The organism is Lentiprolixibacter aurantiacus (assembly GCF_026241225.1).
GTDB classification, from domain to species: domain Bacteria; phylum Bacteroidota; class Bacteroidia; order Flavobacteriales; family Flavobacteriaceae; genus Lentiprolixibacter; species Lentiprolixibacter aurantiacus.
In genome coordinates this window covers 504,393-520,557 of sequence record NZ_JAPFQP010000001.1, presented here as the reverse complement: position 1 = coordinate 520,557, position 16,165 = coordinate 504,393, and the positions used below count along the sequence as shown (strand labels likewise).

17 protein-coding genes are annotated in these 16,165 nt (G+C 46.1%); 12 read left to right on the top strand and 5 right to left on the bottom strand.

Annotated elements, in window-relative coordinates; genetic code table 11:
• Positions 1-132: 132 nt before the first annotated feature.
• Complete coding sequence (locus tag OO016_RS02335; RefSeq protein ID WP_266010497.1) at positions 133-468, bottom strand: tellurite resistance TerB family protein; 336 nt, start codon at positions 466-468, stop codon at positions 133-135.
• Positions 469-630: 162 nt separating this feature from the next.
• Here OO016_RS02335 and OO016_RS02330 point away from each other — a divergent pair, with 162 nt between their 5' ends.
• The gene (locus tag OO016_RS02330; protein ID WP_266010495.1) at positions 631-1,998 is read left to right on the top strand and encodes a glucoamylase family protein; all 1,368 of its coding nucleotides are present in this window, start codon (positions 631-633) and stop codon (positions 1,996-1,998) included.
• A 22-nt stretch (positions 1,999-2,020) separates the two neighbouring features.
• Here the strand turns inward: OO016_RS02330 and OO016_RS02325 are convergent, their stop codons facing one another.
• Positions 2,021-2,707: a sulfite exporter TauE/SafE family protein gene (locus OO016_RS02325; RefSeq protein ID WP_266011928.1), complete on the bottom strand. Its 687-nt coding sequence runs from the start codon at positions 2,705-2,707 to the stop codon at positions 2,021-2,023.
• Positions 2,708-2,847: 140 nt separating this feature from the next.
• Here OO016_RS02325 and OO016_RS02320 point away from each other — a divergent pair, with 140 nt between their 5' ends.
• The gene (locus OO016_RS02320; protein ID WP_266010493.1) at positions 2,848-4,659 is read left to right on the top strand and encodes a sodium:solute symporter family protein; all 1,812 of its coding nucleotides are present in this window, start codon (positions 2,848-2,850) and stop codon (positions 4,657-4,659) included.
• Positions 4,660-4,663: 4 nt separating this feature from the next.
• Positions 4,664-5,752 carry an acyltransferase family protein gene (locus OO016_RS02315; RefSeq protein WP_266010491.1) on the top strand — a complete coding sequence of 363 codons (1,089 nt, stop codon included), beginning with the start codon at positions 4,664-4,666 and terminating at the stop codon, positions 5,750-5,752.
• Positions 5,753-5,770: 18 nt separating this feature from the next.
• On the opposite strand, the gene OO016_RS02310 is transcribed toward OO016_RS02315, so the two are convergent.
• A complete protein-coding gene (locus tag OO016_RS02310; protein ID WP_266010489.1) occupies positions 5,771-6,361 on the bottom strand; it encodes a riboflavin synthase in 591 nt (196 codons plus the stop codon).
• 59 nt (positions 6,362-6,420) lie between these two features.
• On the opposite strand from OO016_RS02310, the gene pdxA reads away from it, so the two are divergent.
• The 9 genes from pdxA (at position 6,421) to OO016_RS02265 (ending at position 14,692) form a co-directional block, all read left to right on the top strand.
• Positions 6,421-7,467, top strand: coding sequence for a 4-hydroxythreonine-4-phosphate dehydrogenase PdxA (pdxA, locus tag OO016_RS02305; RefSeq protein ID WP_266011926.1), 1,047 nt, complete (start codon positions 6,421-6,423; stop codon positions 7,465-7,467).
• 106 nt (positions 7,468-7,573) lie between these two features.
• Positions 7,574-8,107, top strand: a complete 534-nt coding sequence (locus OO016_RS02300; protein WP_266011924.1) for a YceD family protein — start codon at positions 7,574-7,576, stop codon at positions 8,105-8,107.
• An 8-nt stretch (positions 8,108-8,115) separates the two neighbouring features.
• Positions 8,116-8,313: a 50S ribosomal protein L32 gene (gene rpmF / locus OO016_RS02295; protein ID WP_266010487.1), complete on the top strand. Its 198-nt coding sequence runs from the start codon at positions 8,116-8,118 to the stop codon at positions 8,311-8,313.
• A 166-nt stretch (positions 8,314-8,479) separates the two neighbouring features.
• A complete protein-coding gene (locus tag OO016_RS02290; protein WP_266010485.1) occupies positions 8,480-9,475 on the top strand; it encodes a beta-ketoacyl-ACP synthase III in 996 nt (331 codons plus the stop codon).
• Positions 9,476-9,502: 27 nt separating this feature from the next.
• The gene (gene accB / locus OO016_RS02285) at positions 9,503-9,991 is read left to right on the top strand and encodes an acetyl-CoA carboxylase biotin carboxyl carrier protein (protein ID WP_266010483.1); all 489 of its coding nucleotides are present in this window, start codon (positions 9,503-9,505) and stop codon (positions 9,989-9,991) included.
• A gap of 87 nt (positions 9,992-10,078) precedes the next feature.
• Positions 10,079-11,428 (top strand): acetyl-CoA carboxylase biotin carboxylase subunit, encoded by a 1,350-nt coding sequence (gene accC / locus OO016_RS02280; RefSeq protein ID WP_266010481.1) that lies wholly within the window; start codon positions 10,079-10,081, stop codon positions 11,426-11,428.
• Positions 11,429-11,471: 43 nt separating this feature from the next.
• On the top strand, positions 11,472-12,587 hold the full coding sequence (locus tag OO016_RS02275; protein ID WP_266010479.1) for an NAD(P)/FAD-dependent oxidoreductase: 1,116 nt from the start codon (positions 11,472-11,474) through the stop codon (positions 12,585-12,587).
• Positions 12,588-12,596: 9 nt separating this feature from the next.
• The gene (locus OO016_RS02270) at positions 12,597-13,244 is read left to right on the top strand and encodes a hypothetical protein (protein WP_266010477.1); all 648 of its coding nucleotides are present in this window, start codon (positions 12,597-12,599) and stop codon (positions 13,242-13,244) included.
• A 116-nt stretch (positions 13,245-13,360) separates the two neighbouring features.
• Positions 13,361-14,692 carry a GntP family permease gene (locus tag OO016_RS02265; RefSeq protein ID WP_266010475.1) on the top strand — a complete coding sequence of 444 codons (1,332 nt, stop codon included), beginning with the start codon at positions 13,361-13,363 and terminating at the stop codon, positions 14,690-14,692.
• Positions 14,693-14,721: 29 nt separating this feature from the next.
• On the opposite strand, the gene arfB is transcribed toward OO016_RS02265, so the two are convergent.
• Together arfB and OO016_RS02255 are read right to left on the bottom strand one after the other, a co-directional pair.
• The gene (gene arfB / locus OO016_RS02260; protein WP_266010473.1) at positions 14,722-15,126 is read right to left on the bottom strand and encodes an alternative ribosome rescue aminoacyl-tRNA hydrolase ArfB; all 405 of its coding nucleotides are present in this window, start codon (positions 15,124-15,126) and stop codon (positions 14,722-14,724) included.
• Positions 15,127-15,128: 2 nt separating this feature from the next.
• The gene (locus OO016_RS02255; RefSeq protein WP_369413820.1) at positions 15,129-16,136 is read right to left on the bottom strand and encodes an ABC transporter ATP-binding protein; all 1,008 of its coding nucleotides are present in this window, start codon (positions 16,134-16,136) and stop codon (positions 15,129-15,131) included.
• Between the last annotated feature and the right edge of the window lie 29 nt (positions 16,137-16,165).

Below are 16,165 nucleotides of genomic sequence, written 5' to 3'. Positions count from 1 at the left end.
GTTAGTGTTGTATAGCGTCCCGAATATAAGGAAAAAAGTTAAAACATTAACACTTTTTTAACGAATATGTTTAAAGCAACGGGTTGTTTCTCAATTAGTATTGAAAATCAGGCTCCATTATTTTAATGGTTTTCAGGCTTCGGAATCCTCTACTTTAATACCGGCTTCCATTAGTATATTGAAGATCAGCTGGTATTCCTTTTCATTGAAATTGCCATCTGCATTGGCCATCTCATTCAGCATTACGGCCAGGGCGTGCTTTTTGTTATCGGGCATTCCCTTAAGGATCATCATACATTCCTTGGCGGTGATATTTCTGGCTTCTTCCACGAGGCCACGGTCAAATTTCAAAACGGTCATCAATTGCCTCAGGAGTTCAATTTCCGCCGGATCTACCTGTCCGTCTACCCGTATTACTTCGTCGATGGCCTTTACGATAGCCAGTTTTTCTGCGAGATTGTATTTCATTTTGTTCAATTTAAAGAATGGCTGTTACAGTGGTGAAACAGTACCTGAAAGGTAATCAAAATCCAAGTAATTACAGGGTTAATCCCCTTGAAAAAAGCTGAAATTCGGACTTTGACGGCTATTTTGTAACTTCTCCTGCTAAAGTGTTAAGCCCATCACTGGATGAACAATAATCGAATCCCTTTTTGCAGCTGTTTCCTGCTCTTACTTTTCCTGTTCGGTTGCAACAAGAACAGCCCGGGGACTGAAAAGAATGACGAAGGGCAGGACGATTTACCAGTTGCTTTGACAGACGAAGAACTGCTTGACCTGGTACAGGAACAGACCATTAACTATTTCTGGGAGGGGGCTGAGCCCATTAGTGGGATGGCCAGGGAGCGATTGCATATGGATGGGGTGTACCCTGCGAACGACCGGGATGTGGTTGCCACCGGAGGAACGGGATTTGGCTTGATGGCCCTGCTTGCTGGAGTTGAGCGTGGTTTTATATCCAGATCGGAGGTAATAGCACACTTCGATAAAATTGTGACTTTTCTTGAAACTGCAGATCGTTTTCACGGGGCCTGGCCACATTGGATGAACCCGGATGGGAGTACCGTGCCATTTAGTCCTCAGGATGATGGAGGTGATCTCGTGGAGACAGCATTTCTGGTCCAGGGGCTGCTAACGGTAAAGGAATACCTGGACAGGGAGGCATCGGGACAGGCAGAATTATCGCAAAGGATACAGCAATTATGGGAAGAAGTGGAATGGAGCTGGTACACCCGGGGAGGGGAGAATGTACTGTACTGGCACTGGAGCCCGAATTTTGGCTGGGCGATGAACTTTCCCATTGGAGGATACAACGAATGCCTTATTCTTTATATACTCGCGGCATCTTCACCTACCCACCCCATAAGCAAGGCCGTCTATGATGAAGGCTGGGCGCGAAACGGAAATATCCGGAACGATACTTTGTACTACGGTTTGCGTACACAACTGGATCACTACGAATTTGGATCGGATCCTGTTGGCCCTTTATTTTGGGCTCATTATTCCTATTTAGGGCTGAATCCCGGAGGTTTGACGGATGCCTATGCGGACTATTGGGAACTCAACAGAAACCAAGCCTTGATCCACTATCGCTACTGTGTGGAAAATCCGAACGATTACAGGGATTATGGAGCAGATGAATGGGGTCTTACTTCCAGTTATTCCATTAACGGCTATGATGCCCACAGGCCGGGGAACGACCTGGGGGTTATTTCACCTACGGCGGCAATTTCTTCTATTCCTTATACTCCTGAAGAAAGCATGGATTTCCTGCGCAAACTCTACACGGAAAAGGATTCACTTGTTGGTAAGTACGGTCCTTATGACGCCTACAGTGCAGAATACAACTGGTACCTGCCAAGGTACCTGGCTATTGACCAGGGTCCCATACCCGTAATGATTGAGAATTACCGCTCGGGGCTGTTTTGGGACCTTTTTATGTCCAATGAAGAGGTGAGGGCCGGGCTTGAAAAGTTGGGCTTTAATTACTCCAATTAAGAAATCGACGAGGGATTTCCTTTCAACGAAGCAGGATCAGCACAGCTCCAATTGCCGTCAATATCAGTATCATTTTTCTGTAAAAACCTTCCCTGATTATTTTAACCAGTCGCACCCCGGTAAAGAGCCCCAGCAAAATCCCTGGCAATAATTTCAGGTTAATGAGCAGGCTCTCCAAACTGATGGTTTCCCAGACAAAAATATGCAGGGGCAGTTTGAACAGGTTTGTAATGAGGAACAGCCATGCCGCCGTACCGATGAATTCGTTCTTGGGAAGCCTCATGGCCAGGAAATAAATATTGGTAAAAGCCCCGGCAAGATTTCCAAGCATTGTGGCCAAACCGGCCACAATCCCCATGCCCCCTGCAAAAGCCCAGTGCCCTGGGACCCTTTTGGATTTTCTAAGGTCCCACCAGTACATTACCACCACACTTACAAGGATAATCAGCACCATGCATACCTTGAAGGTCCTGGCAGGCAGATCCTTCCCAACCAGGGTTCCCAGGACAATGCCGGTAAGCATCCAGGGAGTAAACCTCATAATGTGGTTCCACCGGGTATGTCGGGAGTAGAACAATACGGCAAAAACATCACCAACCAGTAACATGGGAACTATTAACCCTGTTGATTCACGTGCCCCAAAGGCCAGGGCCATCAAGGTTACGGTAACCATGGCAATGCCCTTAAGGCCAGCCTTGGAAACGCCCATTACAAAAGAAGCGCTCAGGGCAAGGATCCAGGAAGTTAGAGTGATTTCCAACAGGACAAAATAAGGATTTCTGAGAGGGATGGTTTCCAAACAAAGGTATTTTAAAAAAACATATCTTTATCCCTCAACCATTTCCAACTATGCAACTAAACACGCTGGATTATATCCTGATCATCGGTTTCTTTTCCATTGTTTTACTTATTGGAATTATTGTTTCTAAAACCTCCGGGAAGAACACCTCAGAGTTTTTCCTTTCAGGGCGCACCATGCCCTGGTGGTTGCTGGGACTTTCCATGGTGGCCACAACCTTTTCCACAGACACCCCAAACCTTGTAACAGATATTGTACGAACCAACGGGGTTTCCGGAAACTGGGTCTGGTGGGCCTTCCTCATAACCGGATTGCTTACGGTTTTTGTTTACGCCAAACTTTGGAGGAAGTCGAATGTCAATACAGACCTCGAATTTTATGAGCTTCGTTATGGTGGTGCACCTGCCAGGTTCCTGAGAAAGTTCCGTGCTGTTTACCTGGGGGTTATTTTCAACGTAATTACCATGTCTGCGGTTACCCTGGCAGCCATTAAAATCGGGAGCATCATGCTGGGCCTGGAGCCCTGGCAAACCGTTATCAGCGCAGGGCTTATTACAGTAACTTTTAGTGCACTTGGTGGATTTAAAGGGGTCGTTTATACGGATTTCCTGCTGTTCTTTGTTGCCATGGGAGGTGCTATAGGCGCTGCATATTATTTGGTGAACCTTCCTGAAGTTGGGGGTATTGGTGCTATTATGGCTAATGAGAATGTTGCTGGTAAATTGAGCATCCTTCCTGATTTTTCTAACCGGGAAGCCCTGATAACCCTGTTCATCATTCCATTGGCGGTACAGTGGTGGAGCTCCTGGTATCCGGGAGCAGAACCCGGAGGGGGTGGGTACATCGCGCAAAGGATGCTGGCAGCCAAGAACGAGAACCATGCTATTGGAGCTACTTTTTTCTTCAACATAATGCATTATGCGCTGAGGCCCTGGCCATGGATCCTCGTTGCACTGGCTTCCCTGGTGGTATATCCAGATGTAGCCAGTATTCACGAGGCTTTTCCCAATGTTGCCTCAGATAAACTGGGACATGACCTGGCTTATTCTGCCATGCTAACCAAACTCCCTAACGGACTCCTGGGGCTGGTGCTGGCTTCCCTTGTAGCTGCCTATATGAGTACCATATCCACGCAACTGAACTGGGGTTCTTCCTATATTGTTTACGATTTTTACAAGCAACAGATTAACCCCAATGCTTCGGAAAAAAGACTGGTTGCAGTGGGTCGCTTGTCTACTGTAGCCTTGATGGTTTTCAGTGCCACTCTTGCCCTCCTCCTGCAAAATGCCTTGCAGCTCTTTGAGGTATTGCTGGTTTTTGGAGCAGGAACCGGCCTCATTTTTATTTTAAGATGGTTCTGGTGGCGCATCAATGCCTGGAGTGAAATTACAGCCATGTTTGCTTCAGGAATCATTTCAATATTGCTGAAACTAACACCTCTCGGGCCCTGGCTTTTCGACGCCAGTGAAGGATTATTGCCTTCCTGGACAGAATACCCTTTTGTAGTAGTGGTTACCACTGTTATATGGCTGGCTGCTACTTTTATGACTCAGCCAGAATCCAAAGAGGTCTTGAGGGATTTCTATAAGAAAATACAGCCGGGGGGTCCCGGATGGAGCAGTGTTATCCGCGAGGCAGAAAAGGATAATCAGGAGATAGCCAAAAAGGATGAAAAGTGGAGTGTTCCGGCCGGGATATGGGCCATGTTGCTGGGTTGCGTCCTGATCTACACCTGCATGTTCGCCACTGGATTCTGGATCTACGGAGATTACATACAGGCAGGGGTGCTTACGGTAGTAGCCCTGGTATCCGGATATTCGCTCTCCAGGGTCTGGTTGAAATTAAAAGATAATATACTCTGATCAAATGAAAGATAGAATTATATCGGTCGACATTTTTCGTGGTCTGACCATCGTGCTCATGATCCTGGTCAATACACCGGGAACCTGGTCTGATGTCTATGCACCCCTTTTACATGCCGAATGGCACGGTTACACGCCTACGGATCTGGTTTTCCCATTTTTCCTTTTTATTGTCGGGACATCCATTGTATTTGCATACCACAAAAAATCACCTAGTCCGGCTGTTTACAGGAAAATATCGGTACGGACCCTCAAACTTCTGGGCCTGGGACTTTTCCTTGGGGCTTTCACGGTGAGTTTTCCATTTATCAGGGAATTTGCAGATATTCGATTCCCCGGAGTTTTGCAACGGATTGGAGTGGTATTCTTCTTTGCCGCCCTGTTGTTTCTCAACCTGAACTGGAAAGCCCTTATCGGGATATGCCTGTTCTTGCTATTGGGCTACTGGGTTTGGATGGGATTCATTCCCTTAAATGGAGTTGAACCCACCTTTGAACGCGCCCCTAACAATTGGGCCAATTATATAGACCTGAATGTTTTTGGCACCCATATGTATAAGGAAGATTACGATCCGGAAGGCCTGCTGAGTACACTTCCATCCATTGCAACGGCCCTGTTTGGGGTATTTACCGGACTTATTCTGATTGGAAAGAAAAAGAACAAAGAATGGCTGATGGCCGGGCTTGGAATCCTGCTGATCCTGTTAGGTAATTTGTGGGATATGGTATTTCCTATCAACAAGGCATTATGGAGCAGTAGTTTTGTCCTGGTAACGGCTGGATGGGCCAATTTGTTCCTGTCAGCCATCTATTTCCTGACCGATGTTCAGGGCTTGCGATTTGGCAGTGTTTTCCGGTATGCCGGAGCTAATGCTATTACAGTGTATTTTCTTTCGAGTTTTATTAGTTCACTTTTCTACCAGATACGAGTAAATGAGGATACTTCCGTGCATGGATGGCTTTTTGAGAACCTTTTTGTCCATGATTTTATGGCAATGAAGTTATCATCCCTGCTTTATGCGCTCTGTGTAGTGGCATTCTATCTGCTGCTCGCCTATGTGATGTACCGCAGGAAAATTTTCATCAAGGTATAGTACCGGGCAACCCAAAGGTTATTTTTGCAATTCCAGCAGGCGGGCAACATATTTTCCAATAACGTCAAATTCCAGGTTCACTACACTCCCTTTTTTGTAATCCTTGAAGCGGGTATGTTCATAGGTATAGGGAATAATAGCTACATTGAAGGTATGCTCTCGGGAATCGACAACCGTTAGGCTCACACCGTCTACCGTTATGGAGCCCTTCTCAATTGTTACATTGTTTAGTTTGGGATCGTATTCAAAACTATAGACCCAGCTACCGTCCAGGGTTTCAACTCCAACACAAACCGCTGTCTGGTCCACATGCCCCTGAACAATATGACCATCAAGTCGGCTTCCCAGTACCATAGCCCGTTCCAGGTTAACACCGTCATTCACCTTCAGATGTCCCAAATTGCTCTTTTGGAGGGTCTCATCTATTGCGGTAACCCTGTAGGTGTCTCCGGAGACTTCAACAACGGTAAGGCACACCCCGTTATGGGCAACACTTTGGTCTACTTTCAATTCTGAGGCAATATCTGCCCTTATGCTTATGTGCAGATTTCCTTCTTCCTTTTCCAGTTGTACAACCTGACCCAGGCTTTCAATAATTCCAGTAAACATGTATCGTTTAAAATAAGTAGTTTTGCTTGACAAAATTAAGACTAAAACCGGGATTAATGGTGAAGGAGAAGGCTAAAATAAAGCTCGGAATTTCTATAGGAGACCTAAATGGTATTGGTGGAGAAGTAGCCCTGAAAACCTTTGAGGACAGCAGGATGCTGGATTTCTGTACGCCTGTTATCTTCGCCAGCAACAAGACCATTTCACATTTAAAAAGCACCCTGCAATTAGATATTCAGTTCACGGGTATTCCCGAACCCTCAAAGGCTATTGACGGAAAGATCAACGTGGTCAATGTCTGGAAGGAATCTCCTGAGATTCGGTTTGGGGTTGAGGAGAAACAGGCCGGCACCTATGCGATCAAATCCCTGAGGGCTGCGGTGAATGCTCTTAAAAAGGATGATATAGATGTGCTGGTTACGGCTCCGATCAACAAAAAGAACATACAGGACAAGGATTATGGATTCCCGGGCCATACAGATTATCTGGCCCAGCAGCTTGAGGGAGACAGCCTGATGTTTATGGTTACCGATAAGCTTAAGGTTGGTCTTCTGACGGATCATGTTGCCGTAAAAGATGTGGCCGATGCCATTACCCCTGAGCTTATCCGGAAGAAAGTCATGCTTATACAGCAATCCCTTAAGATGGATTTTGGTATTCGAAAGCCGCGAATCGCGGTCCTGGGAATTAATCCACACAGTGGGGACGATGGGGTTATTGGGCAGGAAGACGAACAGGTAATGAAACCCACTATTAAAGCCCTTTTCAATGAAGGTCACCTGGTTTATGGGCCCTATGCGGCCGATGGTTTCTTTGGTTCTGCCACCTATTTGCAGTTCGATGGTGTGGTAGCCGCTTATCACGACCAGGGGTTGATCCCTTTTAAAACATTGTCTTTTGGAAAAGGGGTCAATTATACGGCAGGCCTGTCCAAAGTGCGCACTTCACCTGATCACGGGACTGCCCTGGATATAGCCGGCAAGGGCGTAGCTGATGAGAGTTCATTCAAGGAGGCGGTATATATGGCCCTGCAGATTTTTAAAAACAGGGAAGAATACAGGGAGCTTACGGCTAACCCCCTTAAAAAGCAAAAACTTAAGCGTTAAAAACGCAAATAGCGCGGCAAGCTGAGAGCCAGCGAAATATCTTTGCTTTTCAATTGTGTTATTGGAAAAAAAAGGTATCTTTGCACGCCTTAAACTAGTGTTAATGATGGAGAAGCATAAGGAATTTAGTATTCCTTTCTCGGGATTAAAGCAAGGTAAACACCAGTTTGATTTCAAGGTAGATAATTCGTTCTTTGAATCTTTTGGTTATAGCGAATTCAATGACGCTCGCATTGATCTGGTTCTGATCCTGAACCGCATGAGTACCATGCTTGAATTGGAGATGAACGCCAGCGGCACGGTCAACGTGGATTGTGACCTTACCAATGAACCCTTTGACCAGCCCATTAAAGGCGAAATGGAACTGGTGGTGAAGTTTGGTGAAGAGTACAACGATGAGGATGATGAAATTCTGATACTGCCTCACGGTGAACATCAGATTAACATAGCTCAGTTGGTCTACGAAATGTTGGTGCTTGCAGTGCCACAAAAAAGGGTGCATCCCGGGGTTCTTGACGGAAGCCTGAAATCGGAAGCATTAAAGCGATTGGAGGAACTTCAACCAAAAGACACGAAGAAAAATCAAGATAAGACAGATCCCAGGTGGGATGCATTAAAAAATTTATTAACGGATAAATAAGTTGCACGATGGCACATCCTAAGCGAAAAATATCGAAAACCAGGAGAGACAAGAGAAGAACTCATTACAAGGCCTCTGCGCCAACTCTTGCCAAAGATCCATCTACAGGAGAACTGCACCAATTCCACAGGGCACACTGGCATGAAGGAAAATTATACTATCGCGGACAGGTTCTGGTTGACAAGAACGATGAAGCCGGCGAATAGGTTTTGAATAAAAAATTGAAGACTCCCACCGAAAAGTGGGAGTTTTTTTATGGACTGCTTTTCTTCAGAAATGAGCCATTTTCGCTGGAAAGTCGTGAAAAATCACTAATTTTCACCGCTTTTTAAGGCATTTTGAAGGTTTTATGTACAAAAAACCACCTTTAGCATGAGTAAAATCACAGCAGCCATCACGGCTGTAGGGGCTTATGTCCCCGATTTCAGGTTAACCAACCAGGTGTTGGAGACCATGGTAGATACCACTGATGAATGGATCACTACCCGAACGGGGATTCAGGAGCGCAGGATTCTCAAAGACAAGGATAAGGGAACATCCTATTTGGCTATAAAAGCTGCGGAAGATCTCATTGCTAAGCGCAATCTCGACCCTAAGGACATAGACCTGGTACTTTTGGGCACCGCAACTCCGGATATGCCGGTTGCTTCCACTGCGGTTTACGTGGCAGCCAAGATTGGTGCAACTAACGCATTTGCTTATGATTTGCAGGCGGCCTGTTCCAATTTTTTATATGGAATGTCTACAGCAGCCCGCTATATCGAATCAGGCAGGTATAAGAAAGTACTGCTCATAGGAGCAGACAAAATGTCTTCCATAATTGATTATACAGACCGCACCACCTGTATTATTTTTGGTGACGGGGCTGGGGCAGTTTTATTTGAGCCCAATACGGAAGGACTTGGATTGATTGATGAATATTTAAGATCAGATGGCAACGGCAGGGAGTTCCTTAAGATTGAAGCAGGGGGTTCATTGATGCCTGCAACTGAGGAAACGGTTAGGGATAAGAAGCATTTTGTATTTCAGGACGGGAAATCCGTATTCAAATTTGCCGTCTCCAACATGGCCGATGTAGCCGCCAGGATCATGGAACGAAATAATCTTACCCACGATGATGTACAGTGGCTAGTTCCTCATCAGGCCAATAAGCGTATCATTGATGCCACGGCCAGGCGGATGGAGCTGGAGGAATCCAAGGTAATGATGAATATAGAGAGGTATGGCAATACTACCTCGGCAACCCTTCCACTGCTTTTATTTGATTATGAAAAGCAATTGAAAAAGGGAGATAACTTAGTTTTTGCTGCTTTTGGGGGCGGGTTCACCTGGGGAGCGATATACTTGAAATGGGCCTATAACAGCTAATCGTACTAACTAAAAAAACCTAATTCGATGGATATTAAGGAGATTCAAAGTTTAATTAGATTCGTTGCCAAATCGGGAGCGAGTGAGGTAAAGCTTGAGACAGAAGACATCAAGATTACCATCAGGACAGGTGCAACAGGAGTAAGCCCTGAGACCACGATCGTCCAGCAGATTCCAGTGGCACAGCCCATGGCACAGCCCGTAATGCAGGCAGCACCTTCAGAAGCGGCACCCGCTCCTGAAAAACCTGCAGCGGAAGCAGATGAAGATTCAAAATACATCGCTATCAAATCGCCGATTATCGGGACCTTTTATAGAAAGCCTTCTCCGGACAAGCCAGCATTTGTTGAGGTGGGAGACACCATTGCCAAGGGAGATGTGCTTTGTGTTATCGAGGCTATGAAGCTTTTCAATGATATCGAATCTGAGGTATCTGGCAAAATTGTGAAGGTTCTGGTAGAAGATTCTTCCCCTGTAGAATTTGATCAGCCTCTATTCCTAGTTGATCCTTCTTAATATCCTCAATCTTTACTTTGCTGGGTTTGAACTTTTATGTTTCAGAACCAGCGTTTATAAAGGGGTAAGGGAATAAATAAAAAGGTTATGTTCAAAAAAATACTTATTGCAAACAGGGGTGAGATCGCCATGCGTATAATCAGGACCTGTAAAGAAATGGGGATAAAGACCGTTGCGGTTTATTCCAAAGCTGATGAGGAAAGCCTGCACGTAAGGTTTGCAGACGAGGCCGTATGTATTGGCCCTGCTCCCAGCAGCCAGTCTTACCTCAAGATCCCTAATATCATTGCCGCTGCCGAAATTACCAATGCAGATGCCATACATCCGGGCTATGGATTCTTATCCGAGAATGCCAAGTTTTCCAGGATTTGTGCCGAACACGACATCAAGTTTATTGGCGCATCCGGGGAGCATATTGAAAAAATGGGCGACAAGGCTACGGCCAAGGAAACCATGAAAAAAGCAGGTGTTCCCACCATTCCTGGATCAGAGGGATTGCTGAAGGATGTGCAGGATGCCAAAAAGACGGCAAAAAAAATGGGCTATCCCGTAATGATCAAAGCCACCGCAGGTGGTGGTGGAAAGGGGATGCGCGCCATATTCAGCGAAGAACAGCTGGAGTCCGCTTTTGAGAGTGCCGTACAGGAAGCTCTGGCTGCCTTTGGCAATGGGGGTATGTACATGGAAAAGCTCATCGAGGAGCCCAGGCACATAGAAATACAGATCATTGGAGACCAGTATGGCAATGCCTGCCACCTCTCCGAAAGGGACTGCTCAATTCAGCGCAGGCACCAGAAACTCACCGAGGAAACCCCCTCTCCTTTTATGACAGACAGCCTTAGGGATGCTATGGGAGAGGCAGCGATTCGCGCAGCAAAATACATCAAGTACGAAGGGGCCGGGACTGTGGAATTCCTGGTAGACAAACACAGGGAATTTTACTTCATGGAGATGAACACCCGTATACAGGTGGAACATCCGATTACCGAACAGGTGGTGGATTACGACCTTATCCGCGAACAGATTCTGGTTGCCGGTGGGGTACCAATTTCCGGGAAGAATTACTATCCCAAACTGCACTCCATCGAATGCAGGATAAATGCCGAAGATCCCTACAACGATTTCAGGCCTTCACCCGGGAGGATAACCACCTTGCACCCGCCTGGTGGCCATGGGGTTCGCCTGGATACCCATGTATACAGTGGCTATACCATTCCACCAAACTACGATTCCATGATCGCTAAATTGATTACTTCTGCCCAGACAAGGGAAGAAGCTATCAATAAAATGAAAAGAGCGCTTGAGGAATTTGTCATCGAGGGAGTGAAAACAACAATCCCCTTCCATCGCCAGTTGATGGAACACCCGGATTACCTCGCAGGGAATTACACCACCAAGTTCATGGAGGACTTTGAGATTAAACCCGAAGAAGAATAAATTAAATCATTAAAACTCCGGCACTGTTCGGAGTTTTTTGGCTATGGAGCTTAGTTACTGGGAACATAAAAGCTGGTTTTCAGATATTGATTATACCGTGGTAGGAAGCGGTATTGTAGGCTTGAGTTGTGCACTGCATATAAAGAAGATCTTTCCGGATGCCAGGGTACTTGTCTTAGAAAAGGGCATATTGCCTCAGGGTGCAAGCACCAAAAATGCCGGCTTTGCCTGTTTTGGTAGTATTTCAGAGATCCTGGACGATTTGCGAAGCCATAGTGAAGATGAGGTTATGGGTCTTGTAGAACAGCGTTACCGCGGGATTCTCTTGCTCCGGGAAATTTTGGGGGATACAGCCCTTGGATATCAAAAGGGAGGTGGCCATGAGTTATTTCTGTATGAGGACAAACAACTATATGGGGAGTGTCTGGAAGCCCTGGGATACATAAACAAACTCATGAATCCTGTTTTTGGCCAAAATGCCTTTGAAAGGCTTCCCAATACTTTTGGCTTTAACAAAATTGTAAACCAATACATCACCAACCCTAATGAAGGCAGCATCGATACCGGAAACATGATGCTCTCCCTGTTGGGAAAAGTGCATGAAATGGGGGTGTTGGTATTGAATTCAGTAAGTGTAACGAATTACGAGTGTATTTCAGATGGGGTTAAGGTGTATACTGATGGATTTGACTTCAAATCGGGAAAACTACTGATCGCAACCAATGGATTCGCATCGGGAATATTGGGAAACCTGGTTAAACCTGCCAGAGCTCAGGTGCTGATAACTGAGCCAGTGAAGGATTTGCATATCCGGGGTACCTTTCATCTGGAACACGGGTATTATTATTTCCGGAGTGTGGGGAACAGGATCTTGCTTGGCGGTGGGAGAAACCTGGATTTTAAGGCTGAGGAAACCACAGAATTTGGACAGACGGGTATTGTACAGGATCGTTTGGAGTACCTGCTTGAGGAAGTTATCTTACCCGGTAAGGAGTTCCAAATTGCCCACAGGTGGAGTGGTATAATGGGGGTGGGACCTCAAAAGAAGCCTGTTATTAAGCAGCTAGAAGATCATGTATATTGTGGTGTACGCATGGGGGGTATGGGAATTGCCATAGGGAGTATAGTTGGCAAGGAACTGGCCGAGATAGCGCAATAGTGGATTAAGATGCACAAAAGACCCTTTCATAATGGTATTCTCTTCATACTCCTCCTCGGGGTCATCCTGATGTTTTCCGAATGTGGCGTTTCTAAAAAAAGGAAGTACCAGCGGGAATACAGGAGGTTGTGGAAGGAGATAATCCAATCTCAGGCCTGGAAGGATGCCCTCAGATCTTCAAGGACATTTACCTATATCGATAGTGAGCTCCGTTATATAGCTGTGGGTCCTTCAGATTTGAAGATGGCTTTGCTTCCGGATTCAGAGCGCACGCGCGAGGTATTTGAGCAATCATATAACGGATGGGTAAAACAAGCTTACTTTAGAATCATTGCCGAGGCGGAAGAGGCTGACGCTGGCATCCGAGCAGAATACGAGCGACTGCAGGAAGTACGGAAAGACCGGGACTCACTGAACAAAAGGGAATTCAGGGAAAAATTGCTGCTGGCCAAAAGGCGTTATCAGGCTCACAAACAGATGCTGGAAGGGCTGAAATCCTGGAAGGCATTTGATGAATACGGTTCAGATGACCTGGAGTTCTTCAGTGCGGAAAATAAAGATCTGGTATATGAACTGTTTCGCACGGGGCAGAAGGAAACTACCATAGTGGCCTATCTGATGTATAAACTGGCCGACCTTTACCACCAGGAAGATTAAGAATTACCTCACCGGGGCAGGGGCAATACGGATTCATTTATTAAATTCAGACGGGGATCCTTCATCCCAACTGGCGAAACTGAGGATCATATAAGAATTAACTTGATAATATAACTATGGAGTTAGCCTATTTACTTATTGCAGTTGTACTTATTATACTATTAACTACCCGGTTTCGTGTACACCCTTTTATTGCTCTGCTCATAATTTCAATTGGCTACGGCTTCATAGCAGGGATGCCTTATGAAACAATCGTGAATGCCATCAACGGGGGATTTGGGAATACACTGGGCAAAGTGGGCCTTATTATTTTCCTGGGGGTGATTATTGGAGCTTTTCTGGAACAGACTGGAGGGGCCTTTGCCATTGCTGAGAAGGTATTATCGATCATTGGTAAAAAGCGGGTAACAGCCGCAATGGGAATCATTGGTTATGTAGTTTCCATACCGGTTTTTGCCGATAGCGGTTTTTTGTTGCTTCACCCTCTGAATAAAAGCTTAAGCAAAGGGGCGAAACTATCCCTGGCGGGTACAGCCGTGGCACTGGGCTTGGGTCTGCTGGCCTCGCATACTCTGGTTCCCCCCACACCCGGACCAATTGCTGCTGCAGGAATCATAGGGGCAGACCTGGGGTTGGTTATCGGATTGGGAATTCCGGTAAGCCTGGTAGCCTTATTTATGGCTATACTGTTTGCCAGAAAATATGCTTCCAGGACCTATATCGATCCTCAGGGTGAAACGAAAGAAGAACCCAAAACTGTTGAAGTAAACCAAAGGCCTGGTGCTCTGCGTTCCTCCATTCCAATTCTTGTTCCCATCCTGCTCATTATACTTAAGTCGGTTTTAAATCCCGCAGGGAGTGAGGACAAATCTGAGCTTATGGCGATAATAGCCTTCATTGGCGAGCCGGTAATTGCCCTTTTGATTGGTGTTTTCCTATGCCTGCTATTGCCCAGAAAGATCACTTATGAAATGCTGTCTAGTTCGGGCTGGGTGGGAAAGGCAGTTAAGGATGCGGCGTCTATTGTCCTGATCACAGGTGCCGGAGGGATATTCGGACAAATACTCCAGGATTCCGGAATTGCAACCACATTGGGGGCAACCTTATCAACCTGGAATATAGGGATCCTTTTGCCCTTTGTGCTTGCTGCCGCCTTGAAAACAGCCCAGGGCTCTTCTACCGTGGCCCTGATCACCACGGCTTCAATCCTTATGCCTATGATGGCGACCCTTGGATTTGAAACGGATGTGCAGAAAGCCCTGGTAGTCCTATCCATAGGGGCGGGGTCTTCTGTAATTTCCCATGCGAACGACAGTTTCTTCTGGGTGGTAACTCAATTGAGCGGCATGAAGGTAAACCATGGATATCGCCTCTTCAGCCTGGGGACTTTCGTGCTGGGGTCTTCTGCTGCCTTAACTGTATTCCTGCTTTATCAGTTTATAGGTTAAGGTCATTGAATCAACCTGAAATTTGAATATTACTCCGAACTTGGTTTTTGCCGTTGTTGTTTTTTTTCTGCCTGTTTTTTCTTGGTGTCCAGGCGCTTGCGAACGGAGGCTTTTGTTGGCCTGGTTTTCTTCCGGGACTTTGGTATTTCCAATCCTTTTTCCAAAAGACTTAAAAACCGCTTAACCAACAGGCTTTTATTTTGGTGCTGACTACGTGAATCATCGCATTGCAAGCTTAGGGTACCGCTTGTAGTAAGTCGGTTTTTCAAGGACTTTTTAAGTAATGTTTTTTCGGCTTCATTCAGGGCGTTCGACTTTTCGAGGTCAAAATTCAGTTCAACTTTGCTGCTTACTTTATTGGCGTGCTGACCGCCAGGGCCGCTGCTGCGAACAGCCTTGAAAATAAGTTCATTAAGGAGTGTCTGCTTGTCCATTTTCAGGGGGCAAGGCGCTGATTTATGGTTTCCAGCGAAATGTTTAAGAAAACCTGGCGACCAGGTTTAAGGGTTTCATTGGAATTGAAATAGACGATCTCCCCATCCTCATGAGTTCCCTCAACAAGGAAATAACTGCCCATGGGATAAGACCGGTTTACAGTTACCGGAAGTCCGGATGAAAAAGATACACGGAATTCATGAGCATAAACAATTATCCTTCGTTTGGTATCTGCGTAGGACTTTATTACTTCAATCGGCAATAGGTTGGCCTCACCGAACAGGGAGGCAACATAAAGGTTGCGAGGGTGTTTATACAAGTCCATTATGGGTCCTTCAACTAACACTTCGGCATCTCGCAGCACAATGGCATGCTGCGCAAAAGGAAGTACGTCGTGGTAGTCGTGGGTGGCTGTTATACAGGTAATTCCTTCCTCCTCAAGATACTTGAATAACTTGCGCCTCAGGCTGTTCTTCCTGAAATTATCAATATGACTAAAAGGCTCGTCTAACAGCAGTAGCTGAGGCTTTTGGGCCAGCACTCTGGCCAGGGCTACCCTTTGCTGCTGGCCTATGCTGAGATACCTGACCTTTGTGTTGCCAAAGCCTTCCAATTCAATCAGTTGAAGCAGTTCCGTTGTGCGGGACTCGCGTTCTTCGGGATAGAATACGGAAAGAAATTCGGCTACATTTTCCCTCACTGTAGTGAAGGGCATGAGATCAAATTCCTGGGACAGGTACTTCATAAAAGGTTCGCCAGGGATCAGGTTGTACAAAGGGCCTTTGACTTCCTGATCATCCCAGAAGATTTTGCCCTTACCGGGACTGATCAAACCGTAGATCAACTTAAGCAGGGTGCTTTTACCACAACCACTTTCACCCATCAGGGCAACATGCTCGCCTGCCTGTACTTCGAGCGAGATGTTTTCCAGTACAGGCCTGGTGTTGTAAGAAAAGGATATCTGTTGCAGCCTAAGCATCTCCGGGAATAAAAAAAATCCGCTTCCCAAGAAACGGATTTTATTTGCAATTAGCTATT